The organism is Cellvibrio sp. GW822-FHT04B05 (genome assembly GCF_058800985.1).
This window is the reverse complement of the sequence record NZ_JBXAMU010000002.1, coordinates 72,480-99,478: the sequence shown is the minus strand read 5'-3', so window position 1 is coordinate 99,478 and position 26,999 is coordinate 72,480. Positions and strand designations below refer to the sequence as shown.

Annotated in this window: 23 protein-coding genes; 12 read left to right on the top strand and 11 right to left on the bottom strand. The window is 46.1% G+C overall.

Going from position 1 to position 26,999, the window contains the following annotated elements; genetic code table 11:
* The first annotated feature begins 3 nt into the window (after positions 1-3).
* From AC1RJL_RS06015 to AC1RJL_RS06005, 3 genes are all read left to right on the top strand, one after another.
* The gene (locus AC1RJL_RS06015; protein WP_492911935.1) at positions 4-4,944 is read left to right on the top strand and encodes an NAD-glutamate dehydrogenase; all 4,941 of its coding nucleotides are present in this window, start codon (positions 4-6) and stop codon (positions 4,942-4,944) included.
* Between the two features lie 18 nt (positions 4,945-4,962).
* Positions 4,963-5,184, top strand: coding sequence for a DUF2835 domain-containing protein (locus AC1RJL_RS06010; RefSeq protein WP_492911934.1), 222 nt, complete (start codon positions 4,963-4,965; stop codon positions 5,182-5,184).
* Positions 5,185-5,288: 104 nt separating this feature from the next.
* Positions 5,289-6,317 carry a quinone-dependent dihydroorotate dehydrogenase gene (locus tag AC1RJL_RS06005; RefSeq protein ID WP_492911932.1) on the top strand — a complete coding sequence of 343 codons (1,029 nt, stop codon included), beginning with the start codon at positions 5,289-5,291 and terminating at the stop codon, positions 6,315-6,317.
* A gap of 90 nt (positions 6,318-6,407) precedes the next feature.
* On the opposite strand, the gene rmf is transcribed toward AC1RJL_RS06005, so the two are convergent.
* Positions 6,408-6,632, bottom strand: coding sequence for a ribosome modulation factor (gene rmf / locus AC1RJL_RS06000; RefSeq protein WP_007641871.1), 225 nt, complete (start codon positions 6,630-6,632; stop codon positions 6,408-6,410).
* A 285-nt stretch (positions 6,633-6,917) separates the two neighbouring features.
* Between rmf and rlmKL the strand changes: the two genes are divergently transcribed.
* From rlmKL to AC1RJL_RS05980, 4 genes are all read left to right on the top strand, one after another.
* Positions 6,918-9,176, top strand: a complete 2,259-nt coding sequence (gene rlmKL / locus AC1RJL_RS05995; protein ID WP_492911930.1) for a bifunctional 23S rRNA (guanine(2069)-N(7))-methyltransferase RlmK/23S rRNA (guanine(2445)-N(2))-methyltransferase RlmL — start codon at positions 6,918-6,920, stop codon at positions 9,174-9,176.
* A gap of 75 nt (positions 9,177-9,251) precedes the next feature.
* Complete coding sequence (locus tag AC1RJL_RS05990; RefSeq protein ID WP_492911928.1) at positions 9,252-9,500, top strand: type II toxin-antitoxin system ParD family antitoxin; 249 nt, start codon at positions 9,252-9,254, stop codon at positions 9,498-9,500.
* A 112-nt stretch (positions 9,501-9,612) separates the two neighbouring features.
* Positions 9,613-9,798, top strand: coding sequence for a type II toxin-antitoxin system RelE/ParE family toxin (locus AC1RJL_RS05985; RefSeq protein ID WP_492911926.1), 186 nt, complete (start codon positions 9,613-9,615; stop codon positions 9,796-9,798).
* Between the two features lie 25 nt (positions 9,799-9,823).
* On the top strand, positions 9,824-10,636 hold the full coding sequence (locus AC1RJL_RS05980) for a hypothetical protein (RefSeq protein WP_492911924.1): 813 nt from the start codon (positions 9,824-9,826) through the stop codon (positions 10,634-10,636).
* Positions 10,637-10,872: 236 nt separating this feature from the next.
* Here the strand turns inward: AC1RJL_RS05980 and efp are convergent, their stop codons facing one another.
* Both efp and earP read right to left on the bottom strand, forming a co-directional pair.
* Complete coding sequence (efp, locus tag AC1RJL_RS05975) at positions 10,873-11,433, bottom strand: elongation factor P (RefSeq protein ID WP_492911922.1); 561 nt, start codon at positions 11,431-11,433, stop codon at positions 10,873-10,875.
* Between the two features lie 144 nt (positions 11,434-11,577).
* Entirely contained in the window at positions 11,578-12,717 is a 1,140-nt protein-coding gene (earP, locus tag AC1RJL_RS05970; RefSeq protein WP_492911920.1) for an elongation factor P maturation arginine rhamnosyltransferase EarP, read from the bottom strand.
* A 73-nt stretch (positions 12,718-12,790) separates the two neighbouring features.
* Between earP and AC1RJL_RS05965 the strand changes: the two genes are divergently transcribed.
* Complete coding sequence (locus AC1RJL_RS05965) at positions 12,791-13,336, top strand: DUF2058 domain-containing protein (protein ID WP_492911918.1); 546 nt, start codon at positions 12,791-12,793, stop codon at positions 13,334-13,336.
* A 60-nt stretch (positions 13,337-13,396) separates the two neighbouring features.
* Here AC1RJL_RS05965 and AC1RJL_RS05960 read toward each other — a convergent pair whose 3' ends face one another.
* A complete protein-coding gene (locus tag AC1RJL_RS05960; RefSeq protein WP_492911916.1) occupies positions 13,397-15,226 on the bottom strand; it encodes an ABC transporter ATP-binding protein in 1,830 nt (609 codons plus the stop codon).
* Between the two features lie 172 nt (positions 15,227-15,398).
* On the opposite strand from AC1RJL_RS05960, the gene AC1RJL_RS05955 reads away from it, so the two are divergent.
* Positions 15,399-15,788 (top strand): hypothetical protein, encoded by a 390-nt coding sequence (locus AC1RJL_RS05955; RefSeq protein ID WP_492911914.1) that lies wholly within the window; start codon positions 15,399-15,401, stop codon positions 15,786-15,788.
* A 17-nt stretch (positions 15,789-15,805) separates the two neighbouring features.
* A complete protein-coding gene (locus tag AC1RJL_RS05950; RefSeq protein ID WP_492911912.1) occupies positions 15,806-16,330 on the top strand; it encodes a hypothetical protein in 525 nt (174 codons plus the stop codon).
* A 57-nt stretch (positions 16,331-16,387) separates the two neighbouring features.
* Here AC1RJL_RS05950 and AC1RJL_RS05945 read toward each other — a convergent pair whose 3' ends face one another.
* Both AC1RJL_RS05945 and AC1RJL_RS05940 read right to left on the bottom strand, forming a co-directional pair.
* Positions 16,388-17,422 carry a DUF6976 family protein gene (locus AC1RJL_RS05945; protein WP_492911910.1) on the bottom strand — a complete coding sequence of 345 codons (1,035 nt, stop codon included), beginning with the start codon at positions 17,420-17,422 and terminating at the stop codon, positions 16,388-16,390.
* Between the two features lie 29 nt (positions 17,423-17,451).
* Positions 17,452-18,702: a hypothetical protein gene (locus tag AC1RJL_RS05940; RefSeq protein ID WP_492911908.1), complete on the bottom strand. Its 1,251-nt coding sequence runs from the start codon at positions 18,700-18,702 to the stop codon at positions 17,452-17,454.
* Between the two features lie 571 nt (positions 18,703-19,273).
* Here AC1RJL_RS05940 and AC1RJL_RS05935 point away from each other — a divergent pair.
* Positions 19,274-20,266, top strand: coding sequence for an acetylating acetaldehyde dehydrogenase (locus AC1RJL_RS05935; protein ID WP_492911906.1), 993 nt, complete (start codon positions 19,274-19,276; stop codon positions 20,264-20,266).
* 129 nt (positions 20,267-20,395) lie between these two features.
* Here AC1RJL_RS05935 and AC1RJL_RS05930 read toward each other — a convergent pair whose 3' ends face one another.
* A complete protein-coding gene (locus AC1RJL_RS05930; protein WP_492911904.1) occupies positions 20,396-21,250 on the bottom strand; it encodes a pirin family protein in 855 nt (284 codons plus the stop codon).
* Positions 21,251-21,304: 54 nt separating this feature from the next.
* Positions 21,305-21,904, bottom strand: a complete 600-nt coding sequence (locus AC1RJL_RS05925; RefSeq protein ID WP_492911902.1) for an FMN-dependent NADH-azoreductase — start codon at positions 21,902-21,904, stop codon at positions 21,305-21,307.
* Positions 21,905-22,044: 140 nt separating this feature from the next.
* Between AC1RJL_RS05925 and AC1RJL_RS05920 the strand changes: the two genes are divergently transcribed.
* The gene (locus AC1RJL_RS05920) at positions 22,045-22,989 is read left to right on the top strand and encodes a LysR family transcriptional regulator (protein WP_492911900.1); all 945 of its coding nucleotides are present in this window, start codon (positions 22,045-22,047) and stop codon (positions 22,987-22,989) included.
* A gap of 73 nt (positions 22,990-23,062) precedes the next feature.
* On the opposite strand, the gene xthA is transcribed toward AC1RJL_RS05920, so the two are convergent.
* The 3 genes from xthA to AC1RJL_RS05905 form a co-directional block, all read right to left on the bottom strand.
* Entirely contained in the window at positions 23,063-23,872 is an 810-nt protein-coding gene (gene xthA, locus AC1RJL_RS05915) for an exodeoxyribonuclease III (protein WP_492911898.1), read from the bottom strand.
* 78 nt (positions 23,873-23,950) lie between these two features.
* Positions 23,951-26,062, bottom strand: coding sequence for a carboxy terminal-processing peptidase (locus AC1RJL_RS05910; protein ID WP_492911896.1), 2,112 nt, complete (start codon positions 26,060-26,062; stop codon positions 23,951-23,953).
* 419 nt (positions 26,063-26,481) lie between these two features.
* A complete protein-coding gene (locus tag AC1RJL_RS05905) occupies positions 26,482-26,880 on the bottom strand; it encodes a hypothetical protein (protein ID WP_492911894.1) in 399 nt (132 codons plus the stop codon).
* Between the last annotated feature and the right edge of the window lie 119 nt (positions 26,881-26,999).

Sequence of the window (26,999 nt, the reverse complement as noted above, 5' to 3'; positions counted from 1 at the left end):
ATTGTGAATAGCCCATTGGTAAGCCAGCACACGCTGGTGGAGTTTTTGGACGAATTTAATCTCTACAGCGCGACCAAATTGACTGGCAAAGAGTTGGACTCTGTCCAGCGATTGGCAAAAAAGTTTTTTAATTATTACCCGCTAGAGGAATTGGTTGGACGGCGCTTGAGCGATGTGTTTGGCAGTCTCTACCAATGGTGGCAATTTATCCAGCATTACGATCCTGAAACTCCCAAGGTGCGCTTGTTTAATCCCGCTCTGGCGGAGGACGGTTGGGTTTGTCCCCACACGGCGCTGGTGGTGTTGCAAAAAGACATGCCTTTTTTGGTGGATTCTATTCGCATCGAATTAAACCGGCGCAATATTGCGATCTATACGATCAAGAGTACGGTGCTTAATCTGGTACGCGATACCCACCATCAACTGATTGAGTTAATTGACGGTGAAAATGGGCAAGCGGTACAGCAACAGGCGGACGAAAAAAGTAGCGACGCGCTGATTGTGATGGAAATCAGCGTCCATACTGACCAAAAAGAGTTGGCCGATATTTGCCTGAGCTTGCACAGTATTTTGGCCGATGTCGAGCGTGTTGTTGATGATTATCAACTCATGCGTGCTGCGGCACTGGGTGCCGAGCAAAACCTTAATTTCGCAAATGAGGCTCTCGCCGCTGCAGATATCCAGCAGACCAAGGCGTTTATGCATTGGCTAACGGAAGATAAGTTCACGTTTCTCGGCTATGCCGCCTATGAATTTAAAGAAGTTGATGGCAAAAAAGTTCTCTATGAAATCCCGGACCAGCGATTAGGTATTTTCACGCTGCGAGAGGGGTCGGGCAGTGAAGTGAATTCTTTAGCGCTGGACTCCTTTAATGAAGGTATGGCGCGCTTCCATCTAGTACCGCAAGTTATCACTTTTTCAAAGTCATCGACCCGTGCACGTGTTCATCGCTATGCCTACTCGGATTACGTCATCGTCAAACGGTTTAATCCGCAGGGTGAGGTTATTGGCGAGGTGCGTTTTCTCGGGCTTTACACCTCTGCAGTGTATTTGATGAGTCCTTTTAATATTCCGCTTATCGCCACTAAAGTCGCTAAAGTTTTTGCGCGCAGTGGCCTTGATGAGTCAGGCCACGATGGAAAAAATTTACGGCAATTGCTCGAAACATTCCCGCGCAATGAACTGTTTTTAAGCAGCAGCACCGAGTTATACGAAACCTTGATGGGTGTGGCACAAATTAATGAGCGTTCTATGGTGCGCTTGTTTATGCGGCGCGATCTATTTGGAAAATTTATTAATTTTATTATCTATGTACCGCGGGATTACTTTTCTACCAAGGTTCGTTTGGCGATCCAGAAATTAATTGGTAGCGCAATAGGCTCGCACGAAAGCGAGTTTACCACCTATTTCTCTGAATCCATTCTTGCACGGGTTTATCTGGTCTTTAAAGTTGATAGCAGTGTGCCGGTGCAGGTTGATGTGGCAACCCTGCAAGCCGGTATTGTCAATATTACCCGGTCATGGGAAGACTATTTACATACGGCATTGATGGAGGTTCATGGCGAGGAAGCGAGCGCCCGGCTGCTGCGAGAATATCGCGACGCGTTTTCCACTGCCTATCAAGAACAATATGATGCGCGCACGGCGGTGCAGGATATAGTCTCAATTAATGAATTATTTAATGGCACATCGCAAAGCGAATCCTCTGCTGCGCAAAATATTGCTCTCAGTATGTACCACTCGCGCGCGATTGAGCAGGGCGCGTTTGTGCAATTCAAGATTTTCCATCGCGCTACTACGCTGGCGTTATCGGATGTGATTCCAGTATTGGAAAACCTTGGTTTTCGCGTGGTAAGCGAAAGTACTTACGATATCAAAACCCGCTCCGGTCAACTGTTTTGGCTGCACGATTTTAAACTTGCGCATCAGTTTTCTGGCAGCATCGATTTGTCGACGCTTAAAGATAAATTTATTACTGCTTTTGCAGCGATCTGGCGCGGTCAGGCTGACAGTGATGCGTTCAATACGTTAATTACCACAGCCGGATTGCACTGGCGCGAAGTCGTCATTTTGCGTGCTTATTCTGGCTATATGCACCAAACGCTATTCCCTTTTAGTGCCAGCTATATGGCAGTCGCTTTGGCAAACCAGGCGGCGATTACCCACAAATTGGTTGAACTGTTTAGTTTAAAATTTGATCCGGATCTGGTGGATGAAAAAACAGCGGAGCGAATCGCTAATTTGCAAAGCGACATCCTCGCGCGGTTGGATGCGGTACAAAATTTAAATGATGACCGTATTATTCGCCGCTTTCTCGCACTGATCGATAACACGTTACGTACCAATTTTTATCAGGTGGATGAGCAGGGGGAAGCAAAACCTTATTTATCGCTTAAGTTTTCTCCGCGTAAATTGCCGGATATTCCCGCTCCACGCCCGATGTTTGAAATTTTTGTTTATTCTCCGCGTATGGAGGGCCTGCATTTACGTACCAGTAAAGTGGCGCGTGGCGGATTGCGTTGGTCTGACCGCTTGCAGGATTATCGCACTGAAATTTTGGGCTTGGTAAAAGCGCAGCAAGTTAAAAATGCGGTAATAGTTCCCAGCGGTGCCAAAGGTGGTTTTGTATGCAAAAAAATGCCGGCTAATGCGAATCGCGAGCAGCAGTTGCAGGAGGGAATCGTCTGCTACCAGTGGTTAATTCGCGGCTTACTGGACTTAACCGATAATTTTGTCGAAGGTAATATTCGTCCCCCCGTGAGGGTGGTGCGTTACGACGATGATGATCCTTATCTTGTAGTGGCAGCCGATAAAGGCACAGCCAGTTTTTCCGATATCGCCAATGCTATCTCCACTGAATACAACCATTGGTTGGGCGATGCTTTTGCGTCGGGTGGTAGTCAGGGTTACGATCACAAAGGAATGGGAATTACCGCGCGCGGGGCCTGGATTTCTGTGCAGCGTCACTTCCGCGAAAAAAATATTGATGTACAAACCCAACCGGTGACTGTGCTGGGTATTGGCGATATGGCTGGCGATGTATTTGGCAATGGTATGTTGCTATCGCAGGCAATCAAACTGGTGGCGGCGTTTAATCACCAACATATTTTTATTGACCCTGATCCTGATCCTGCAAAGAGTTTTAGCGAGCGGCAGCGCCTATTTACTACGCCGAAAACGACTTGGGATGATTATGATAAAGCGTTGATCAGTGAGGGTGGAGGAATATTTAATCGCAGCGCAAAATCTATCGCCATCTCAACACAAATGCGCAGTCGGTTTGGATTGGATGCTGCCTCCCTCACGCCCACCGAATTAATTAATGCGTTGCTAAAATCGCCCGTTGATTTAATTTGGAATGGCGGTATTGGTACTTATGTTAAGGCCAGCAGCGAAGCCCATGCCGATGCGGGTGATAAAGCCAATGATAGTTTGCGGGTGAATGGTGATGAGCTGCGCTGCAAGGTATTTGGCGAAGGTGGCAATTTGGGGATGACTCAACGTGGCCGTATTGAATACTGTTTAAATGGCGGTGCATGTAATACCGATTTTATCGACAACGCCGGTGGTGTCGATTGCTCCGACCACGAAGTCAATATTAAAATTTTGTTAAACGAAATTGTTGTCAATGGTGATTTAACTCAAAAACAGCGCAACCAATTATTGGTTGATATGACGGAAAATGTAGCGCAATTAGTGCTTCATAATAATACGCGGCAAACCCAGGCGATCAGTGTGGCGCAGTTCGATGCATTACAACGCAGCGCGGAATATCGCCGCTTTATGAATGCACTGCAAGCGGCGGGACGCCTTGATCGTAAGTTGGAATTCCTGCCAAATGATGAGGTATTGCTTGAGCGGCAAACTCACGGTAAAGCGCTTACTCGCCCCGAGTTGTCGATTTTGATTTCCTACGCCAAGGCCGTGTTAAAAGAGGATCTGGCAAAGACAACGATTGTCGATGACGATTATCTTGCCCGATTTATTGAAACCGCATTTCCCAATAAAATTGCGCAATTGTTTCCATTGGCTTTGCGCAACCATCGCTTGCGCCGCGAAATAGTTGCCACTCAAATTGCCAACGATATGGTAAATACCATGGGCATCAGTTTTGCCCAGCGGCTGATGGAGTCCACCGGTGCAAGCGCTGGCGATGTAGCAAAAGCCTATGTCATCGCCCGTGATATTTATGCCATGCCGGAATTTTTGGCTGCATTGGATACAGCAGGTACAACAGTGCCGGCAGAGCGGCAGTTGCAGCTTATCAGTATGATGATGCGTAAAATTCGCCGCGCTGCACGCTGGTTCTTGCGTAATCGCCGCAGCTATTTAAATCCGGCGAGCGAAGTTGAGTTGTTTGCGTCAGGCCTGAAGAAAATTAATGAAAACTTACCGCAACTATTGGTCGGTGATGCCTTGACCGAGTGGCAGGATGCGGTGCAGAAATTACGCGCATTTGGGTTGTCCGATAATTTGGTTAGCTGTATCACGCGCCCGGCGGATTTATATTCCGGATTGAGCGTAGTGGAAGCAGCACGCATTGCCAATCAGGATATTGAACAGCTGGCGCGTATTTATTTTGCGCTGGGTAATTATTTGAGTTTGCCCTGGTTCTCAAACCAGATTTCCAATTTGCCGGTCGATAATTTTTGGCAAGCAATGGCACGCGAGACTTATTTGGGCGATTTGGAGTCGCAATTGCGCAGCTTGAGTGTATCCTTGATTCGATTTATGGATAAGAATTTGCCGTTGGATGAATTAATCCAGCGCTGGAGTAGCCAGCATCAATTATTGATTGCGCGTTGGAAATCAATGATCAACGAACTGCAGGCAGTGAGTGGTACTGATTTCGCGATGGTTGCGGTTGCACTGCGCGACTTATTGGATCTGGCCCAAGCGAGCCAGCATTGTGAAGCGTTGGATGAATATCCTTCGCCAGAATAAAACCGAGAGAGTGAATTTTTGAAAAGTATTATCGTAAACCTGTCGATCTCCACAGAGGAATTCCAACGGTTATATGAGGGCAGCGTTAAAACTGTCTTCGCCCACAGTATTGATGGCCGCAGCATTCGCTTTCCTGCGGGGATCTTGCGGCCATTTGTTTTGCACAATGGTATCCGCGGTACCTTTCAAATCGATTTTGATGACGAGAATCGCTTTCAGTCCATCCAACGATTGGCGTGATAAGCTGAGGTTTGGGGTGCTTTGACCTCGCTAATCCAGTATCCTTGCGGCCTTGTTTATTGCTATGCCCAATCGCTATTCCAGTTAACGTCCACGAGCCTGCTATGTATCAAACAATTCGCGATCTTTTATTCCGCCTTGATGCCGAAACATCCCATGAACTTAGCCTGGATGTCTTGGGTGCAGCCGAGCGCTTGCACGTTCTTGGTTTATTTTCACCCAGTATCCCAAGCAGTCCGGTGAATGTAATGGGATTGACCTTTGACAACCCTGTCGGGTTGGCGGCTGGGTTGGATAAAAATGGCGATTATTTCAATGCGCTGGGTGCTTTGGGTTTTGGCTTTGTAGAGATCGGTACTATCACTCCACGTCCGCAATCAGGTAACCCGCAACCGCGGTTGTTTCGTATCCCGGAAGCCCACGCCATCATTAACCGCATGGGATTTAACAATAAAGGTGTTGACCATTTGGTCGCGCAGGTGCAGAAGCGCCGCTATAAAGGTGTGCTGGGAATCAACATCGGTAAAAATGCTACTACGCCGGTGGAAAATGCGGTGGATGATTACCTGATCTGTTTGCGCAAGGTTTATGAGCACGCCGATTACATCACCGTCAATATTTCATCGCCTAATACTCCTGGCCTGCGCAACCTGCAGTTTGGTGATTCACTTTCCCAGCTGTTGTCTCCGCTCAAAAAAGAACAGGGCTTATTGCAACAAGCGACTGGTCGTTATGTGCCCATCGCAGTAAAAATTGCCCCGGATATGGATGACAGCGAAATCGCGCAGGTCGCCGGCGTGTTATTGCAGGAAGGTATGGATGGCGTCATAGCCACCAATACCACTATTACCCGAGTTGGCGTTGAAGTTTACGAGAATGGCAGCGAGACCGGTGGATTGAGCGGCCTGCCGGTGCGCGACAAGAGTACCTATGTAATCCGCACACTCAATTCCTGTTTGGGCGGCAAATTGCCGATTATCGGTGTAGGCGGAATTTTTGATGAAGCCAGTGCAGCCGATAAGATTCGCGCCGGTGCGAGCCTGGTGCAGGTGTATAGCGGTTTTATCTATGAAGGCCCGAGCCTGATTGGCCGTGCCTCTGCCGGGATTGCCAGCTATCAAAAAGGGCTTTAACCGCGCCCAAAAACGACGAAGCCCGCAAGAGCGGGCTTATAGAATCAAAAAATGATTTGGTTGGTAAATTCTGTTGGTCTTACTTGAAGTTTAGCCACTCATGGCCATGGGTTGGATATTGTTTACTTTTTGAACCTGTGCCAAACGACTATAGCCGTCCCACTGATCGATGCGCGATTCGCGCCAGCCATTAAGCCACTGTTGGCGAGCCTGGCCGGTCTCATGGGGACAAAGGCTTTTAGAGCGCCCATCAATACCTGCTTGATACCCTTTAACGAATGCGCGTTCTGTTTGGTCACGTTTTTGACGTTTCATCAGTTATTGCACCTCTATATTGTGGTTTATCGATAGAGTGTTGCCTATCGACGGAAGCGGTCTTGCGGTCTTTCACTTACATGTCTGACTGGTTTTTACAATCTCCTTGGTTTTTTACAGGTTGGGTGAGTACACCAGATTTAACGGATGTCGTGAACGATTAAATTTTTATACATATGCCGTTCTATATGGCATATCGGCCTAGCAGATGTATTTGACAATTTAATGACGCTCACCTTGTTTTAGTCAGGTGACGTTCAGGAAAGTTCAGTTTGGAAACGCACAATGACGCATCAATATTTCGCCACTTGCCCTAAAGGCTTGGAAGGCTTGCTGTACACAGAGTTGCAAACCCTTGGCGCAGAAGACCTGCGCGAGACAGTCGCAGGTATTTACTTCTCGGGCGATATCGCGATGGCTTATCGCGCTTGTCTGTGGTCCCGCTTGGCTAACAAGGTGTTATTGCCCCTTGCCAGTTTTGAAGCCAATAGCCAGGAAGAACTCTATGATGGCGTGCGCGAACTGCGCTGGGAGGAGCATCTAAGCCCGAACGGCAGCTTGCTGGTGGATTTTATCGGCACCAACGATGCGATCCGCAACACCCAATTTGGCGCTGTAAAAGTGAAGGATGCGATAGTCGATTGTTTGCGCGATTTCAGCGGCGAACGTCCTTCGGTCGCCAAGCGCGATCCCGACTTGCGCGTGAATGTGCGCCTGTCCAAAAATAAAGTGATTGTCAGTATCGATCTCTCGGGCGACAGCCTGCATCGTCGTGGCTACCGTGTGAAGCAGGGTAGTGCGCCCATGAAAGAAAACCTGGCGGCCGGCATTTTGATTCGCGCTGGTTGGCCGGAGATAGCCGCACAAGGCGGCGCCTTGCTCGACCCTATGTGTGGTTCCGGCACCATATTAGTCGAGGCGGCATTAATTGCGGCTGATATCGCACCTGGTTTATTGCGCGGCAGTTTTGGTTTTGAGCGATGGCTAAACCATCGCAACGATATTTGGCTGGATTTACGTGAAGAAGCTTTTGCACGTAAAAAAGCCGGACTCGAACGCGAGAACCTGCCGGAAATTCGCGGTTATGATGCCGATGTAAAAGTGATTCGTGCTGCAGAAGATAATATCGTCAGCGCCGGGCTGGATCATTGGTTGCGTGTGAGCCGCAAAGAGTTGGCTGATTTCGTTAAACCCACGCACAACAAATCAATGGAATTTGGCTTGGTCATCAGCAACCCACCTTACGGTGAGCGGCTCGGTGAAATTGAATCGTTAAAATTATTGTATGCACATTTAGGTGAACGTTTGCGCAATGAGTTTCAAGGCTGGCGTGCGGCTGTGTTTACCGGCAATCCCGAACTTGGTAAACAAATGGGATTGCGGGTGGATAAAAAATACAAATTTTTTAACGGTACTATCGCAAGCGAATTGTTGATGTTCAACATTAGCAGTGAAGCTTTTGTACAAAGTCGCGTTGAGCAAGATGCACGCTTCAGTAAAGACAATGAAGAGCGCAAAGAAGCCGAGCAACGTGTAAAAGTAGAAAACAAAAAAGAGCAAGCTGCTGCGCTATCCAATGGCGCGCAGATGTTAGTAAATCGCCTGCAAAAAAATCTCAAGCAGTTAGAGAAGTGGGCGAAGAAAAATGATATCAGCTGCTATCGTTTATACGATGCAGATATGCCTGAATATTCTGCCGCAATTGATATCTATCGCGGCCAGACCCAACCTAATCGTGCGCCGCAACTTTATGCCCATGTGCAAGAGTACGCAGCGCCAAAATCGATTGATGAAGATCGTGCTGCGCAGCGTTTTGCGGAAATCGAAATGGCAGTGCCTTTTGCATTGGATCTTCTTGTTTCAAACATTAGCTACAAGCAACGTCGTCGCAACAAAGGTTCCAGCCAATACGAAAAAATCAGCGAACGCCCAACGGGTGATGTGTTTAGTGTGCAGGAAGGTCGAGCAAAACTTCACATTAATATGTGGCAATATTTGGATACGGGTTTGTTCCTTGATCATCGCCCTGTGCGTTTGATGATTGCAGACCTTGCCAAAGACAAACGCTTTTTAAATTTGTTTTGCTACACCGCCACCGCCAGTGTACACGCGGCTATGGCGGGTGCGCGCTACACCGTGAGTGTGGATATGTCCAATACCTATCTCAACTGGGCGCGCAAGAATTATGCGTTGAATGGTTTAAGTGAATCGCGCAACCGACTGGAACAGGCGGATTGTTTAAAATGGTTGGAAGATAATGACCAACAATTTGATTTGATTTTGCTCGACCCGCCGAGTTTCTCCAATTCCAAGCGGATGGAAGATGTATTGGATGTACAGCGGGATCATGTCGGTATGATCAACAATGCCATGCGCTCCCTGGCAGAAGGCGGCACATTAATTTTTTCTAATAATCTGCGCAGTTTTAAATTGGATACTGACGCGCTGAGCGGTTTTACTATCAAGGATATTAGTGCGCGCACAATTGATGAAGATTTTAAACGCAACCCTAAAATCCACCAGTGTTGGTTGATTACGCATTAGGGCTAAGGGATGTATTGCCATCATATTCAAAACGGCCTATATTCATTATTGTTAAATATGAATATGGGGGCAGTGATGGCTACCACAAGCCTTAGTTTGGGTGATCATTGGGAGGCATTTATAAAAAATGAAATCTCCAGTGGTCGTTATGGTTCTGCGAGTGAGGTGGTGCGCGATGCGTTGCGGACCTTGGAAGAGAGAAAGCAAAAGCTTGAGGCGCTAAGAGCCCATCTTTCCCAAAGTGTACGACAAGCTGACCAAGGCCAGTTTGTTGAAAACTTTTCTATGGATAACCTGATCGAGGAATTGGATAAGGACACCTAATGACGAATTATCGGGTAACTCCCCTTGCCAGGGATGACTTAAAAAGTATTGGTCGTTATACGGAGCAAAAATGGGGTAGGGCACAGGCAATAAATATCTCAAACAGCTTGAATTGCGTTTTGAATGGCTTGCAGAAAATCCTCGGCTGGGTAGAAACAGATTCGATATAGGCGAAAGTTTTTATTCATTTCCTCAAGCAGAGCATGTTGTCTTTTATCGCTTCAGAGCGGAAATCGTTGAAATCATCGGCGTGTTACATCAGGAAATGGATGTCTTGAATTATTTTTCTGAATACTAATAACAAGCTTTTGGGGTGAAGGACGATGAAAATACCAGCCTATTTTTTTGTTGTTATGTCTTGTGCAATTCATCCTGCTTACGCTGATCAATTTTGTTTTGCCTTTGCCGAAACTTATTACAAACAAGTCTATTGCCAGTTACAGGCAAAGGCGCAGGTTAAAAACTTGCCGCCGTTTCATCAATTCAAAAAGAACAATGAGCATGTGCAATACTCGTTGTTAAAACGACCAGCGGAGCGCAATGCCATTAAACTGCCTCCACCGGTGAAAAAGGTTGCGGTAGTCCCTTCCATTTCCAATACCTTACCCGCTCCTCGTAGTATCAGTGAGCTACCGGTTGCATCTCCACCTGATATCAAGCGTGATATTGTTACATCGTTACAGGCGGATTCATCATGTGAGTTGATTGGCCACCAAATTCGTTGTGTCGATTCGATCTATGAGTTGCTGGGTAACAAAGCCAATCATCGCCTTGCTGCCAAGGTGCTCGACTCTCACAACACTATGGCTTTGCCAAAGGTCGGGGTTGGCTCGGCCAGTTTAGCGGCAGCTTATGAAAAATACATCGGAAAAATGTGCGAGATTGGTCTTTGTGGTGTAACGATGACTTATAAAAAATTCGACTATCTTTATCAGGATTTACAAACGAAAGGATTGGATTTCTCGCAGCGTTTTGAAACCATGTTTGGCTTTCTCAAGAAAGATAAGGCTGCTATGGCAGTGAGCGAGTCATTTAGTGTGCCTGCAGCGTTAAGTCTGATTGATTGTGGTGAATTGGGCAGCCGTTATTACGTTTGCGACTATCAAGGCAGAAATTATATTTTTGAACAGCAATGATAATAAATGATGGGTACATCCACCTACCCTACGAAAGCGATTGCAATATCTGTATTGTGGTGAATATCTAAATAATTGGATGAAGCCATGACATTCAAAAAATAAATTTTACACCTGACGAAGAAGACACTATGAAGTGCAGGATCGCTTGGATATTTCCTTTGATGTTATAAGGCATACACCAATAAAAATGGCGCCCTTGCAGCGCCATTTTTATTTGCGTCATGAATCTGCAATTAAGCGCGAGACTTATATTCGCCAGTGCGAGTGTCAATGATGATCTTTTGACCGATCTCAACGAACGCAGCAACTTGCAATTCGGTGCCGTTAAGCAGTTTTGCAGTTTTCATCACTTTGCCAGAGGTGTCACCACGTACTGCTGGCTCGGTGTAAGCTACTTCACGGGTGATGGCGTTAGGTGGAGTTACAGAAATAACTTTACCTTCGTAGAATACTGCATCACATACGTCTTCCATGCCGTCTTCGATCCATGGCAGCAGGTCGCCCAACTCTTCTGCAGTTACTTCGTATTGGTTGAATTCCGGGTCCATAAATACGTACATTGGATCTGCGTAGTAAGAATAGGTTACTTCTTTACGATCCAATTGGATGTCTTCGAATTTGTCGTCTGCACGGTAAACAGTTTCAGTATTCATACCGTTCAGCAGGTTTTTCAGCTTCATTTTAACAACGGCAGAGTTACGTCCAGATTTGTTGTATTCCGCTTTTTGAACAACCCAGGGTGAGCCGTCGATCATCAGAACGTTGCCAGCGCGGCATTCTTGAGCATTTTTCATGGTAAATCCCAGTTTGCAATGGTTAACGAATAAAGAGGGAAGCCTTGGTTCGCATAGCGCGCGGGCTTAAAAGCCCCCAGGAGTCCCGGGTTTGAAATCGGCGCGCTACTATACAGTTCTTTGTTGTTTTTCTGTAGTGCTTTTTTAGGCTTGCCGACCAGCACAGAAATCAACAAGCTGGCTAGCCAAATCGGGTTGTTGTGTCAGTAAATCGCACCAATCCCGGCTGTGTTGCTGCCATTTTGGTAATTGGGTGAATACCGCCTGCCAGCTCTCCTGAATCTCGCCATTTTGGTTCCATGCCAGCCATAAAGCGCGGATTGCGGCATTGGTTAATCTGTTGTCAGAAGCGTCTGAAACACCGGTATAGGTATCGAGAAAAGCGGAAAGCTTACTGATATGGGCATCCTCATCCTGCGGATAGATATGCCAGATTAGCGGCTTGGCAGCCCATTGCGCCCTTACAAAAGAGTCTTCGCCGCGGACAAAATTGATGTCGCATGCCCAGAGTAAGTAGTCATATTCGATCTGGGTAATAAAAGGAATGACCTGCAAGCACAGGTTCCCGTCTTTGTAGATATCACCGCTAACCAGATTCTTCCCCAATGACAGGTTAATGCTTGTCAGGATCTTTCCGGCGGGTACCAGGCAATGGATTGGAATACTCGATTTACTCCAAATCTTCAGCAGCTCGGCGATTGCCGGATTTTCGTATGCGAAAAGTGAGATTAGTAGCGCACCGGCTTGTCGAATGATGCCGAGTTGCTCCAGCCAGTGATCAGGCTCAAATTGACCGCGCTCGCGTAAGAGCGATTTTTCCCGGAGCAGGCCACCGGTGCGGGGGCTAAATCCCGGGAAAAAAAACGTTTTGCGTAGCCCGGTGGTCGGGTGGGTGGACGGCATGCGATGGCAATCTTCAACCCAACTTTCCGCACTCAGGTATTCGAGGTTGATCCAAACCGGTTCTACTTCCGCTGCTTTTTTCGCTGCCATGTTGAGCAGGTAGGGCGTGGGGATATCGCAAGCAAAGGCTTCAATGACGACATCAGCTATCTGTATGTTTGGCGGGAACCCAGCGCTCCAGCGGCGAACCTCAACTCCGGCCAGTTCCTGGCTGTCGATATTTTGCGCAGTGGGCCAAATACGTGCGAGCGAATCCAGGTCATCTACCCACAGGCGCACGCATTGGCCGTGATCCAATACCAACTGTCGGGCCAATCGCCAGCAGACACCGATATCGCCGAAGTTGTCGATAACGCGGCAAAAAATATCCCAGGTTTTCATGGACGCAAATTCGTGTGAAGAGTCAAAAGAGGGTAGTATTATGCGCAAAATTTTATTTGGCAGGTGAATATTTATGGCATCCCTTCAGGATCAACTTCTTAAAGCGGGTTTGATCGACGCTAAAAAAGCCAAGCAGGCAAATAAAGAAAAGCGTAAAGAAACCAACGTAGCGCGGCGCTCCAGTGAAGAAGCAGTTGATGAAATAAAGCAATCAGCTGAGCAGGCGCGATTGGAAAAAGCGGAGCGCGATCGTGAATTGAATCGCCAGCGCGACCTTGAGTTGCAGCAAAAAGCTATTGCCGCGCAAATCAAGCAGCTTATTGAAAACCACCGCCAATCCAAAGCGGCTGGCAATGGTGATGTGGAATATAATTTCACCGATGGCAAACTTATCAAGAAGATGCGCGTATCGCCACTAGTGCTGGAGCAAATCGTGCGCGGCGTTTTAGCGGTGGTGAAATTGGGCGAAGGGTACGAGTTGGTGCCGCGTATCGTTGCCGATAAAATTGCCCAGCGCGATGAGAAATTTATCGTAGTTGCTAACACCAAAAGTGATAACAAGGCGGATGAAGATGATCCCTATAAAGATTATGTCATCCCCGATGATCTGATGTGGTAAGACTAAAATTTAAAAACGGATTAGCTTGCGAAAATTTCTGCTAATCCGTTTTTAATAAAATCAAAACTCTCCTAAGAATCCACCCGACTGACGTGTCCATAAATGTGCGTATATGCCATTTTTGGCGATCAGTTCGCTATGGGTTCCCTGTTCGATAATTTGGCCTTTATCCAATACGATCAAACGATCCAGTGCGGCGATGGTGGACAAACGGTGTGCAATCGCAATGACAGTTTTGCCTTGCATTAACCAGTTCAGATTAGTTTGAATTGCGGCTTCTACTTCCGAATCCAATGCTGACGTTGCTTCATCCATAATGAGAATCGGGGCATTTTTTATCAGTACGCGCGCAATCGCGATGCGCTGGCGCTGGCCTCCTGATAACTTCACGCCGCGTTCGCCTACATGGGCATCGTAACCTTTGCGGCCTTCATTATCGGTGAGGCTCATAATAAAGTCATGAGCCTCGGCTTGTTGTGCCGCACGGATCATTTCTTCTTCGGTGGCATCCGGTTTTCCGTAGAGCAAATTATCGCGGATCGAACGATGCAGCAGGGATGTGTCCTGAGTAACCATACCAATCTGCGCACGCAAGCTTTCCTGCTTGATATCAACAATATTCTGGTTGTCGATTAATATAGTTCCGGCATCAACGTCATAAAAACGCAAAAGCAGATTCACAAGTGTAGATTTTCCTGCACCTGAGCGGCCTACCAGGCCAATTTTTTCACCGGCATTAATATGCAGATCAAAGTTTTGCAGCAAGCCATCATCTTTGCCATAGTTGAAACGCACTGATTTAAAATCGATAGTGCTTTGTTTGATGAGTAGCGGCGGTGCATCAGGCTTATCCTGCACGTCGCGAGGAATAGTTAAGGTATTCAAACCATCGCGTGCAGTACCGATGTTTTCAAACAGAGCGGATACTTCCCACATAATCCACTGCGCCATGCCGTTCAAACGCAAAACCAAACCAACCGCTGCGGCAATCGCACCGGTAGTGATAGCAGCGCTTGACCAGAGCCACAGCGACATTGCTGCAATAGCAAAAATCAGGAGTGCATTAATCAGCCATACACCTGTGCCTAACAAGGTAGCAAGACGCATTTGCGGGTGGACAGTCGATAAAAAATACTCCATGCCTTTTTTGGCATAATCAGCCTCGCGATTGGAGTGCGAAAACAATTTCACTGTAGAAATGTTGGTGTAGGTATCAACGAGACGGCCGGTCATATCGGAACGCGCATGGGCTTGTGCCGAGGAGATTTTTGCAAGGCGGGGCAAGAAATAATAAAGCAGTCCGGCATAGGCAAAGAACCACATCATCAGCGGGATTGCCAAACGCCAATCGAGTGACGCGGACAGCACAAGAATACCGGTGAAATACACCAACACGTATAACAAAACATCAAGGAGTTTCATGATGGTTTCGCGCACTGCCAATGCGGTTTGCATTACCTTGGTTGCAATACGACCGGCGAACTCATCCTGATAAAACTGGTAGCTTTGCCCGAGCAAGTAACGGTGCGCTTGCCACCGGATGCGCATGGGAAAATTTCCCAGCAGGGTTTGATGCATCAGCAGCGAGTGAAGCAACACTGATACCGGCAACGCAAGCAGCAGGATAAATCCCATCCAGATCAATTGGTCGTGGGATTCAGCCCAAAATGTTTGCGGTGAGTGTTTATTGAGCGAATCGACGAGCTCGCCCAAAAATCCAAATAAAGAAACTTCCATAACGGCGATCAAGCCGGTGAAAATCGCCATGCCCACGAGATACAATTCCGCGCCCCGGCTATAGTGCCGGCAGAAGGCATAAAGGGTTTTCGGGGGGGCGGTAGGGGCTTGTGGCGGAAAGGGCTTAATCAGGCTTTCAAAATAACGAAACATAGTAGGGATCGCTGGGTGGTGGTCGCTGGCTAATTCTGAGCGGCCATTGTAGCAGCTCAAACAGGATTATTGGCGTAACCAAGTGTTAAGGCAGAATGATAAACTGTCGCCTGGTATCTAGTGCGTCTCTGCCAATAAATGGCAGTAATTATTTCTGGTTGAGTAGAACTTTATGAAAAATACCTTGGTTGTCTTTGCTGCCGGTTGTGTTGGTGGTCTGGTGATGTGCATTGTGATGTGGTTATTTTCCCGCTATGGGATTACTCAATCCTTGAATGTACAACTGGCTGGTTCAATATCACCTCATTGGATGTATCCACGTATTGTGTGGAGTGGACTATGGGGCTTGTTATTTTTATTACCTATTTTTGCCAGCAGCTTGTTCGCGCGCAGTTTTGTGATCGCGTTAATTCCTACTTTGATCCAATTGTTTGTATTTTATCCCTTCTATGAAGGCAAGGGCATTGCCGGTTTATCGCTCGGTCTGTTAACGCCCTTTTTAGTATTCTTTTTCTTTTGGGTTTGGTCGTTTGTAACAGCGGTTACCTTGCGTGTCTCCTGATGATGTGGATGCTGTTAATGAATAAATTATTTCGCTATTGCATTGCCGGTATTATGTTGGTGTTATGCACCTCAACAAATGCGCAGTTGTTACCTGATAATAGAAGTCTGAATGCCCAGTCAGTACAGCGTTGGATGCAAACCAATCGCGATATTGAACCATTTGTACAAGTGGTTGACTCTATGAATGCGACCGAAGTCGAACTCAAAGCATTTGACGCGCTATCTCCTGCGGAGCAGGACAAGAAAATCGACGCGCTACTGAAATCCAAAAATCTCCTCGATACCGCAAATCAGGTTACGCGGCAGCATGGCTGGAAATCGGTTGGTGAATATATGCGCCTGAGTTCAACGCTGGGCAATGCGATAGCGGCGTATTTTTTGTTTGGCGATTTGGGTAAAGTCACCAAAGAGCAGGCGCAACAATTAAAAGAAAAAGCTGATCCGGCAGTGCTGGCAGTACCCGGAAGTGATATTGATTTTGTCAAACGAAATGAAAAGGTATTGCAGAAATATATCCAGGCTTATGGAGCAGGCCGCTAGTCGTTATCGGATATAAAAAAGGCGGATTCAAATATCCGCCTTTTTTATTACCTGAAGTTAAGCCTGGCGAGAACCGCCGCTCAAACTTAAATACACTAATGTTTGATTGAGCAGCTGATAGGCTACTTCACCAAAGGTAATAGGGCCGGTCAAGTCGCGTGTCTTCTTGCCTTCGAGTTCAGAGTAAAGGTAGTTCAGGATACAGTTGCACGAAAAGGAAATTCCCTCACTTGCTGAAGCCGATAATTCTTTATTAAAACTATCAATGTAATTTTCAACCGGCTTGGCAAAGCGATAACTGATATCTGCAAATACCGGAGCATAGAGATCTACTTTATTATTCGCTTCGTCAACTTGCTGAATACTGACGTTAATGAGTACACCTGAGTAATTTGCTACCAAAGGCAGGCGGGTGTCGACTTTAGCGTATTTGATGTAATCCGCCAGGTTTGCTGTTTCGCCATTAATCGTGCATTCGCCCGCACTAAAGCCGGTATTTTTAAATTTAATTTCCGGTCCATCGCCTTGGGTGAACAAGTTGACGATATTGATATTTGCTAATTGATTGGCTGGCAAAGGTATGTGCATTGCCACCGCTTGCTGATCAAACAACATTCCTCTGGCGGGACCAAAACCCACCTTGGCGCTGCAGCTACCGATATCGTCAAGGTGAACACCGGAAATCCATCCGATGATCGGTGAGAAATACATATTGGGATAATCCGGAGCATTTTGTGCATAGGATAAATGTACTTCAGACATCGCCGGCAGTATCACAATACTGAAACCATGCTCTGGCGCTTCCTGTGCAATGCGAGTAATTGAGTTCCCATCGTAAAGTGTGATTCTCGGTGCATTGCTGGGTTGTACACCTTCAATCGTATTTACAAAAATCTGTTCGCGATCTACTTTCCCCCCTTCTGCAGTCATAAAGTAAGGAATGGTTCCGGCGATCCAATTGCCAGAGGGAAGATCGGTTAATACTGATTCATCAGCGGCAATAACCAAATACTCGCCTTTGTTTATTTTTTCGATGAGTTGTACGCGGTTTATAAGTGCACTGCGGATACTGATATCGGCGTCTTGAGCCATGCAAGATCTCCTGGTCGATCTAATAAATGTTAATAGCTATTGCTTAAAACCATGCGAAGTTCTTGTTGCATAAACCGTTGGTTATGTTTGATAAAGTCCCTTACCCGACGCACTGCATTGAGCTCCACGACTGGATCGGGATTCATGAGAATCTGTGAGCGAAGATTGGAAAGCAAGAGCTTATAGGCAATATGTGAGCTTGGGATAAAGGCATCATCCTTCAGCATACGCTTCCAAATTTCATTGCGTTCGTCCGGCAAGGAAAACTGGTTTTCCTCCGGGGCATTCATCAATTTATTAATTAATATCAATTCTTTTTTCAGGCTGCGGGCATTCTTGCGGAAAAACTCGCGCAGTGAATTCAATGCAAAGATGCGGGCATTATTGTCATCGGAATTTTGAAAGGCATGGCGCAACCGTACCAGAAACAAATTCAGTGGCATATTGGTAGAACCGAGGTCGATCTTACCGGTCACCATTTTTAACCAAATGCTGTTCTTCAAGGCTGGCAGGACTAATTTGGTAGCGACATTCCGCCTTTCTTCAACGGATTGTTTCTTCATCGAGAGAGAACATATTTGGCCAATCTCGGCGTCCAGCGTGTTGATATGGGAAATGAAAAACTTCCGTAGTTCATTCACTGAGTCAGAAAGTTTCACTTCAATTTTGGGATCAATCATACTCAACTTCAGTTTTGACAGTATGAGTTTCAATGGAAACAATTGGGTTTTAAGGTGAAATTTATCGTAAATCATGTTTTCCCAAACAGGGTCAGATTCACAGGGTAGGCAAGTGGCCAAACGATAGGACTCTGGCGTTTTTTCAATATCACTTAAAATCTCATCGACAAGCGATTGATCAATGCGCTGCATATTGGCGATTGCATCAGGCGCAACTCCTCGGATATGGGCCAGTGCAACTTCCTGACGCAACTGATGTGTGTAATTACGGTTTGGATCGCCCAAAAAGTTCGGTTGGAGAAGTGAATCCCGACTGATGCCTGCACCGGATAAACTGCGATCATAGAAGGATGACACAATGTGGCAGCTATAGTAACCAATCCTGCTATGAAGCCACCGCTTGGCTAGTCCTGTGTCGACAATCTTATTATTTTCCGTTTCATTGCCCTTTGAGAAAAAGGAGAAACGGGATTTTTCTATCTGATACGTGAGCGTTATTTGAATTATTTTATTCTTTTCATCGATGTTCACATCCTGTACCGACCAGGGCGCATTAATTTCCAGAATGGCCTCGAAATAATGTTTGGGTTGTTTAACCACTTGCTTCTCCTTTGGTTGTCAACTGTCAAAAATTAAACTTTTACTTCGACAAAACCTCAGATCAAAGTACTTTCTACTATTTGTCGCCACTCATTAATACGGGAAATGGTTAGTCAAGGATTGCTTCTACTGCTTATCAAAGTCTTCTGTATAACGATAAAAAAATCGTTATACAGAATCGTATAACGAGACATAGTTTGGTTAATAAATGTTAACGGGCGCAGATTATGACCATCCCGATATTTATTTAATAGGTGTTTTTCAAGCAAACGAAAAAATATGGCGCATAGATTTTTATTTTGGCTTGCCAATTATCATTGGTATAAAAAGTGATCTGATAATTTTTAAGGTGTTATTAATATTATTAAAGATGAGTAGATGTTTTGTATGGTAAAAATGATTAGTTTTAGACGATAAATAGCAATTTTTTTAATATTATTTTTTTATGCGAGATGGTTCGCGAAAACAGGTATTCATTATTTCCTTGAATAAATGATTGTGAAATCTTTCAACTGCATTGCGAAAACCAAGGTGTATACCGGCTGATGAAATAATTTTTAAGGATTAAATTATGCAGTTCATTAAGGCGTTATTGAATGGCGATTTTTTTCAACGTAGCAGGCAGGTTGGTGCGCCGGTATCCGGTAAGTTAAGGGTCGGCATTATAGGTACGGGAAAAATAGGGACAGATTTATTAGTAAAAGTGCTGCGCTCGCCATGGATGGATTGTGTTGTGTTCACTGGTAGAAATTTGCAATCCCTCGGGATGCGCTATGCGGCAGACTTGGGTGTTAATGTATCGGAACAAGGAATAAACGCATTTTTTGAGTCGCGAAATCGTTGCGATATCGTTTTCGATGCAACCTCGGCAGCAAACCATATTGAGCATGCGCAGATTTTTGATGAACTGGGCATACTTGCAATCGATATGACTCCTTCGCAGATAGGTGAATGTTGTGTTCCCGCGCTCGGCATGGATGAGGTGTTGGGAAATAACAATATCAGCATGATTTCATGCGGTGGACAATCATCAATTCCTGTTGCCAATGTGCTCGCAAGAACAATCCCTGATGTTAAAAAAATAGAGGTTAAGTCTATTGTGTCCGCGAATTCTATTGGCCCGGGAACATTGGCTAATCTGGATGAGTATTACCACAACACTAAAGCAGGTTTAAGGAAATATACGGGATTAACTGATTTTTCTGTGGAGCTGCTGGTTGATGATGTGAACTTGGAAACCCGTATGTTAACGAGTGTGACGGCGTATTGTGATTGTCAGAATCCAGGTGAGTTGCATGCGCAGCTCGAAATAATGCTGCGTAAAATCCAACAATATGTGCCGGGATATAAATTGGACGCAGAGCCTGTTGTCGTTGATGGTGGCATCAGAATTGATTTGAGCGTGGAAGGGCTTGGTGATTATTTGCCTAAATATGCAGGAAACCTCGACATAATCAATTGTGCGGCTATCGCTGTTGCCGAACACTATGCACAGGCAGTAATCGCGCAGCAGACCAAAACTCCAATGGTTCGTCATCACAGAAATTTGCAGCTGGAGTTTTGATTTATATGTTCACAAGATTTATAAACACCTGAGCCGCTATTGGTGCATAACACGGCTTTATGGTTAGTTAGTATTAAAAATAAAAAAGCAGGCATTAATGCCTGCTTTTTCACACTTCAACTGCAATTACTACTCTGCGGCCAGTACACCTGCACGGTAATCCTGGATAGCTTGTTCAATTTCATCGGTAGTATTCATCACAAAAGGGCCGTATTGCACAATTGGCTCTTTTAATGGTTTACCGGATATCACCAGAAAGCGAGTATCCGCACTGACTGCCTGTACGCTAAGCTGGTCACCTTTGCCAAGCAAACCGGCGTTGCCTTTGGTGAGTTTGCGTTTGTCTTCACCAATTACAATATCGCCTTCATATACATACAAAAATGTATTGTGATCTTCCGGTAGCGCATGATGAAATTCTGCATGCTCGGGTAAATGTACATCCCAATAAATGGCTTCAGTAGTTAATCCTTGAATGGGGCCGCTAATAATTCTTCCATTCACAAACGCACTATTGGCAATTACCTTGATACTGCCACCATTGGGCAGTGCAGCAACCGGAATTTCTGCCGCTGGAATATCGCGGTAATTCGCGGGTTTCATTTTTTCTGCAGCAGGTAAATTCAGCCACAGTTGAAAGCCACGCATCAGTCCATGTTCTTGCTGCGGCATTTCTGAGTGGATGATTCCGCGACCAGCGGTCATCCATTGCACATCACCATTGCGTAAATGACCTTTGTTACCCATATGATCTTCATGCAGCATATGGCCTTCGAGCATATAGGTCACAGTTTCAAAACCGCGGTGTGGATGCGCTGGAAAACCTGCAATGTAATCATCAGCACTGTTGCTTCCAAATTCATCGAGCATCAAAAACGGATCAAAGCGCGCATGTTGATGTTGGCCAAGACTGCGTTTTATGCGCACACCAGCACCGTCGCTGGTGTCGCGGCCTTGCAATATTTGCTGTAACTGGCGTTGCATAAAATTTACTCCTGCAGGTTAAAAGTAGTTGTTGCTAAGTGCCGGGACCGATGATTAGGCCGCAACACCCTGTGCAATTTCAGCTTTTGCAGCGGCAAATGCCTGATCTTTCTGGCCCATGTTAAGGCCTTCTGCATAAATGAAATGCACATCTTTCAAGCCGATAAAATTCAAAAAGGTTGTCAGAAATGAGCTTTGTGTATCACTTGGCTGACCTTTGTAGACACCGCCACGAGCAGCGATGATGTAGACAGGTTTGTCAGTAAGCAAACCAACCGGGCCAGTTTCGGTGTACTTGAAGGTAACGCCGGCACGAGCGATGTGATCGAAATAGGCCTTGAGTGTTGATGGCACCCCGAAGTTATACAGCGGTACACCGATCACGATTACATCAGCCGCTTCTATCTCTGCGATAATTTTATCGGAGTAATCCAACACCGCTTGTTGCTCCTGAGTGCGACCTTCTGCCGGGCTGAATAACGCCTGCACTCGCGTTGCGTCCAAATGCGGTACATCTTCTTTCGCAAAATCACGTACTACAACATTTCCCGCAGGATTTTGCGCTTTCCAGTTCTGTACGAACTCCTGGCTTAATACGCTGGAGTTGCCGTTATCGCCAAACAAACTGCTATTAATTTGTAAAAGAGTAGCCATATTCAATTCCTCATCATTTTGGTGGCTTGATTGCCTGTGTCCATTAAATGATTTGACGAGCGAATGATAAATAGCGATATTTAGTGGTATATGATCGAATAATTGGATTGTTTGCAGATTAATTATCGGACTAAGGTGTTATGGCTCAAGAAGAAATGCTACCGCCAACAGCGGCGGGTACGACTGAAAACAAGGTCACCCTGGAGCAGTGGCGGGCGTTGCTGGCGGTTATTGATGCGGGTGGCTACGCCAAGGCCGCCGAGTTACTTAATAAAAGCCAGTCGGCGGTTTCTTACGCGATATCCCAATTGGAGACGGCCTTGGGAGTAAAGGTTTTCCAGCTGCAGGGGCGTAAAGCTGTGGCGTCTCCAGCGGGAGAGCTTTTGTATCGGCGGGCGAAACAGTTACTTGAGCAGGCCGAGCGCTTGGAGAAATCGGCCGGTTGTCTATCGGTGCATGTCGAGCCGCTGGTAAAGATCGCCGCCGATATTATTATCCCACCGGCGCGAGTGCTGCAGTGCCTCGCTATTTTTGCCCGGGATTTTCCCGATACGCGGGTCGAGATATTTGAATCGGTATTGAGTGGTACAGAAGATGCGCTCTTGCAGCGACAGGTGGATCTGGCTATTGGCGGGCGAGTGCCGACCGGCTTTATGGGCGAGAAGTTGGTAACGGTGACAATGCATGGTGTGTCCAGCGCTGATCATCCATTGCAGCAGCTTGGTCGACCTGTCAATGCTGAGGATATGCGGCAACACCGTCAAATTATTGTGCGCGATTCAGGCCAATATCGCCGTCGCACCGAGGGTTGGCAAGAGGCTGATCAACGCTGGACGGTGAGCCATATTAAAACTTCATTGGATGCGATCCGTATGGGCTTGGGTTACGCCTGGATTCCGGATGCTTACACGCATGAAGATATTGCTGCGGGTCGTTTGAAATATTTGCCGGTAGAGATTGGGGCGGAGCGGGAAGTGACAACCTATTTGACCTTTGCAGATCGTGATTTTGCAGGACCTGCGACGCGTCATTTAGCGGACATTCTAAAAAAACATTTACCGCAAATGTGTAATGCTGAAAGTTAAATAAGTGGAAGAAACCTTCTACGCAACCACCCACACAACTACCAGTTGATGTGGGCGAGATGGACATTTAGTTTTATTTAAATTCTGCCCAAATAGGGCAGTGGTCTGATGGTTTCTCCATGCCGCGAATATCGTAATCAATTCCCGATGCAATGCACTTGTCCAGCAAGTTTTCGCTCACCAGAATCAAATCAATTCGCAGGCCGCGCTTGGGGTTATCTTCAAAGCCGCCACTGCGGTAATCAAACCAACTAAATAAATCGCTCGCCTCCGGGTAATGAGAGCGGTAGCTATCTTTTAAACCCAGTGAGAGCAGTTCATTAAGCCATTCGCGCTCTTCCGGTAAAAAGCTGCACTTGCCGGTACGCAACCAGCGTTTACGATTGTCTTCGCCGATGCCGATATCAATGTCCTGATGGGAAATGTTCATGTCGCCCATTAAGATAATTTGTTTGCCTGCGTGTTCCGCATTTTTTATATAGCCGATCAAATCGGCATAAAATTTTCGTTTGGCGGGAAATTTAACTGCGTGGTCACGACTCTCGCCTTGGGGAAAATAACCATTAAGCAAAATTACTTCGCCGATTGGTGTATCAAAAACACCGCCGATAAAGCGCCGCTGAGCGCTTTCTTCGTCGCCAGGAAAACCTTTAATTACTTTTTTAAATGGATATTTCGACAATATTGCCACGCCGTAGTGCGTTTTTTGGCCAAAATATTCGACGTGATAGCCCATTGCCTGAATGGTGTCGAGCGGGAAGTCGGGATCGTTTACTTTGGTTTCCTGTAAGCCAATAAAATCCGGGTTATGTTTTGCAATCACTGCTTCCAATTGATGCAGGCGTGTGCGGATGCTGTTTACATTAAACGAAATAGCTTTCATATACGGCTCTATGATGAAAAAACACCTGAGCATTACTGATCAGGTGTTTTGAGTTGCAATAAACAAAGTTTTAAAAAGTTACTGTTTGGCGACTTTTGCCTCAGGTGATAATTGTTTGATAAAGTCCGCCAGGATATGACCCGCTTCCATCAGATAAGGGTCTTCTTTTGGTTTAATTTCTTTATCTGCCTCTTTAGGTGGTGAATCTTCGTTCTCGTCACCACCATTAGCTTTCTTCAGTGCGGCGTAGTCAGCATAAGGTTTTTCGCCTTTCGTTACGCGGCGTTGGTTTTCCATATCCAATGCGCGTTTTTCCATTTGCTTTTGCTCTTCCTGACGAGTTACCAGGCGGAGTGAAACTTCTTTTTTCGCTGCTGCTTCTTTGTACATCGCACTTTGTTTATTCAAGAAAATAAAGTCCGGATCTTTAGCCATTCGCTCTTGGTGATAAGTCTCAATAGTCGGCAAGTACTTGCTGATGGTGTAATAATTTTGATGCGGTGCCGGATGGATACGATCCCACGGCAATACATTGTCATAACTGCTTTCACCGATTTCATCGGGGTCTAACAAACTGGGTAATTGGACATCGGGTATAACACCGCGGTGTTGCGTACTGTCACCAGAGATGCGATAAAATTTTGCTTCAGTAATTTTCAAGCGGCCATGTTTTAATTCGACCAGATTTTGTACTGAGCCTTTACCAAAAGTGGTTGAACCAATAATAATTCCACGACCGTAATCCTGAATAGCGCCGGCAAAAATTTCTGATGCCGATGCGCTCAAACGATTGATTAACACTGCAATAGGTGCACGATACATCGCAGGCTGGTAGGCGCGATAATTGCGTGAAATCGTGTTGTCGCTTTGGCGAATTTGCACCACAGGACCCGGATCAACAAACAGGTCAGTCAACATCGCCGCTTCGGGTAAAGAGCCACCGCCGTTATCGCGCAAGTCGATGATCACACCGTCAACTTTTTCTTTGTTATTTAGTTCATTAAGCAGGTTGTAAACGTCGCGAGTAGTGCTCTTATAGTTGGGATCACCTTTTTGGTAGGCTTCAAAATTCATATAAAAGGTGGGGATATCAATAACACCAATCTTGATTGTTCTGTCGCCATCTTGTACTTCAAAAACGGCTTTTTTTGCTGCTTGATCTTCAAGCTTTACCGTCTCACGTTTAATCGTAATTTTTTTGTTTGTAGTAATAGTTGGATCAGCTGGCATTACTTCCAGGCGCACCAATGTACCTTTTGGTCCCCGGATCAATTTTACGACCTCATCAAGGCGCCAGCCGACGACATCCACAAATTCACCTTCTGCACCCTGGGCAATCGAAACAATTTTATCATTAGGTTTTAACTGGCCTTGTTTTGCTGCAGGGCCGCCTGCAACCAGGCTGCTGACTTTGGTGTAATCCTCATCACTTTGTAAAACAGCACCGATACCTTGCAGCTCGAGCGACATGCTGATGTCAAAGTTTTCTGCATTTTCCGGCGATAAATAATTGGTGTGTGGATCGTAAAGCATGGTGAGTGAATTCATCATCACGCTAAATGCTTCTTCCGCTGTCTGTTGTTTGAGGCGGCGCAGCTGGTTAGCGTAACGTTTGCGCAAAATGGTTTTACTTTCGTCAAGCTTTTTGCCGGACAACATCGAATTGAGCAAATTGGATTTCAGATACTGATGCCAAAGCTTATCCGCAGCTGCCTGATTGGTTGGCCAAGGGGCTTTTTCCCGGTCGATAACGATGGACTCTTCCACATCAAAATCGAATGTGGTTTTTGGATCATCAAGGGTTTTAACAACGGATTCGAGACGAGTAATCATTCGCTCGTTAAAACGATTAAAGATGAGAAAGCTGTTGTCCAATTTGCCTTTCTTATAGTCGTCGTCAAACGTCTTGCGATACTTTTCAAATTCGGCAATATCGGATTGGAGAAAGAAGTTTTTCGCGCTATCCAGTGACTTAAGATATTCATCAAAATAGCGGGATGAAAGAGCGTCGTTAAAGTCCTGATCCCGGTAGTGTTCGGTATCGAGCTTCTGGACGAGATCGATGACCGCTTTACCTTGTTCCGGTGTGGGCTTAAGAACCGCAATTTTGTCGGCAAGGCTTAGCGACGAAATGCTTAAAAGCAGGCTAAACAGAGTGAATTTCAGCGATCTCACAACAACAATTTGCATAAAGTGCATCTCAAAAAAGTCAAAAACGCGTGCTTGGTTCGCGTTGAGGTCTGGCAGTCTCAGTGGTTTGATCATATTAGCCCGCGCCTGAGGAGGCTTGGGGGTTGTAACAAGGCTACTATAGCGGAATTAAACCACTTAGGGCAGGCAGAAAAGCGTCCTTCCTACTCGCTTTTTCAGCTTGCAAGTGAATTGTGATTCTGATTTTCCGCAAAAGTTTCTAAATGAGTTACCTGCGTGTTGTTTTCGCTGGATATGTTCGTTGAAGCAGTGGATAGTTTATCCGGTTGGCCCCGCAGAGAAACGCGTCATCCAGTATATGGTAGAGCTCGGGGGAGGGTTGTTATTACTGTAATGCTGCAATTTCAACTGCGGTATTTTCGGTATTTCATATATTTCGGTTTTTGATTGTTGGCTAATTAACAGGTGGTGCTGCAATCAAACATCATGCGCATAAAATCGGCTTGATCAGCATGGGTAACGCGGGTGGGAACGACATTAGTTACCTGGCGCTGCTCCCATTTATAATCGTATCGGGTAAAAACCAGTTCGCCGTTGGCGGTCTCATCCGCACTCACCACCATACTCTGGTGGGGAGAGGTTTCCAGGATATCCAGCAGTTCACGGATGGTTGTCTCAATCCGCTTTTTCCCTAATAGCTCATGCATACCTTTGTGGCTTACGAATATGTAATCGCAGCCCAACATTGTGCTTAGGCTAAGGACAAATTCGCCGCGCTGAACTGCTTCGGCCACATCAAAACTGTGTGTCTTATGCAGTTGTATTACCGATTGTTGGAATGGACGGTTGAGTGCCATGTGTACTCCGCAGCTGGGGGAATGATTATTCTTGTTGCGTCCGGCAGATGGCTGTCCTGACGATCAGAATTTAACAGTCAGGGTGTTAAAAGGCCATAGCTATGCGACAAATAACGTCG

Coding starts and splice junctions, on each gene's coding strand:
- AC1RJL_RS06005 (WP_492911932.1), top strand. CDS start 5,289: ATGTATCAAACAATTCGCGATCTTTTATTCCGCCTTGATGCCGAAACA.
- rmf (WP_007641871.1), bottom strand. CDS start 6,632: ATGAAACGTCAAAAACGTGACCAAACAGAACGCGCATTCGTTAAAGGG.
- rlmKL (WP_492911930.1), top strand. CDS start 6,918: ATGACGCATCAATATTTCGCCACTTGCCCTAAAGGCTTGGAAGGCTTG.
- AC1RJL_RS05990 (WP_492911928.1), top strand. CDS start 9,252: ATGGCTACCACAAGCCTTAGTTTGGGTGATCATTGGGAGGCATTTATA.
- AC1RJL_RS05980 (WP_492911924.1), top strand. CDS start 9,824: ATGAAAATACCAGCCTATTTTTTTGTTGTTATGTCTTGTGCAATTCAT.
- efp (WP_492911922.1), bottom strand. CDS start 11,433: ATGAAAAATGCTCAAGAATGCCGCGCTGGCAACGTTCTGATGATCGAC.
- earP (WP_492911920.1), bottom strand. CDS start 12,717: ATGAAAACCTGGGATATTTTTTGCCGCGTTATCGACAACTTCGGCGAT.
- AC1RJL_RS05965 (WP_492911918.1), top strand. CDS start 12,791: ATGGCATCCCTTCAGGATCAACTTCTTAAAGCGGGTTTGATCGACGCT.
- AC1RJL_RS05960 (WP_492911916.1), bottom strand. CDS start 15,226: ATGTTTCGTTATTTTGAAAGCCTGATTAAGCCCTTTCCGCCACAAGCC.
- AC1RJL_RS05955 (WP_492911914.1), top strand. CDS start 15,399: ATGAAAAATACCTTGGTTGTCTTTGCTGCCGGTTGTGTTGGTGGTCTG.
- AC1RJL_RS05950 (WP_492911912.1), top strand. CDS start 15,806: ATGAATAAATTATTTCGCTATTGCATTGCCGGTATTATGTTGGTGTTA.
- AC1RJL_RS05945 (WP_492911910.1), bottom strand. CDS start 17,422: ATGGCTCAAGACGCCGATATCAGTATCCGCAGTGCACTTATAAACCGC.
- AC1RJL_RS05935 (WP_492911906.1), top strand. CDS start 19,274: ATGCAGTTCATTAAGGCGTTATTGAATGGCGATTTTTTTCAACGTAGC.
- AC1RJL_RS05930 (WP_492911904.1), bottom strand. CDS start 21,250: ATGCAACGCCAGTTACAGCAAATATTGCAAGGCCGCGACACCAGCGAC.
- AC1RJL_RS05925 (WP_492911902.1), bottom strand. CDS start 21,904: ATGGCTACTCTTTTACAAATTAATAGCAGTTTGTTTGGCGATAACGGC.
- AC1RJL_RS05920 (WP_492911900.1), top strand. CDS start 22,045: ATGGCTCAAGAAGAAATGCTACCGCCAACAGCGGCGGGTACGACTGAA.
- xthA (WP_492911898.1), bottom strand. CDS start 23,872: ATGAAAGCTATTTCGTTTAATGTAAACAGCATCCGCACACGCCTGCAT.
- AC1RJL_RS05910 (WP_492911896.1), bottom strand. CDS start 26,062: ATGCAAATTGTTGTTGTGAGATCGCTGAAATTCACTCTGTTTAGCCTG.
- AC1RJL_RS05905 (WP_492911894.1), bottom strand. CDS start 26,880: ATGGCACTCAACCGTCCATTCCAACAATCGGTAATACAACTGCATAAG.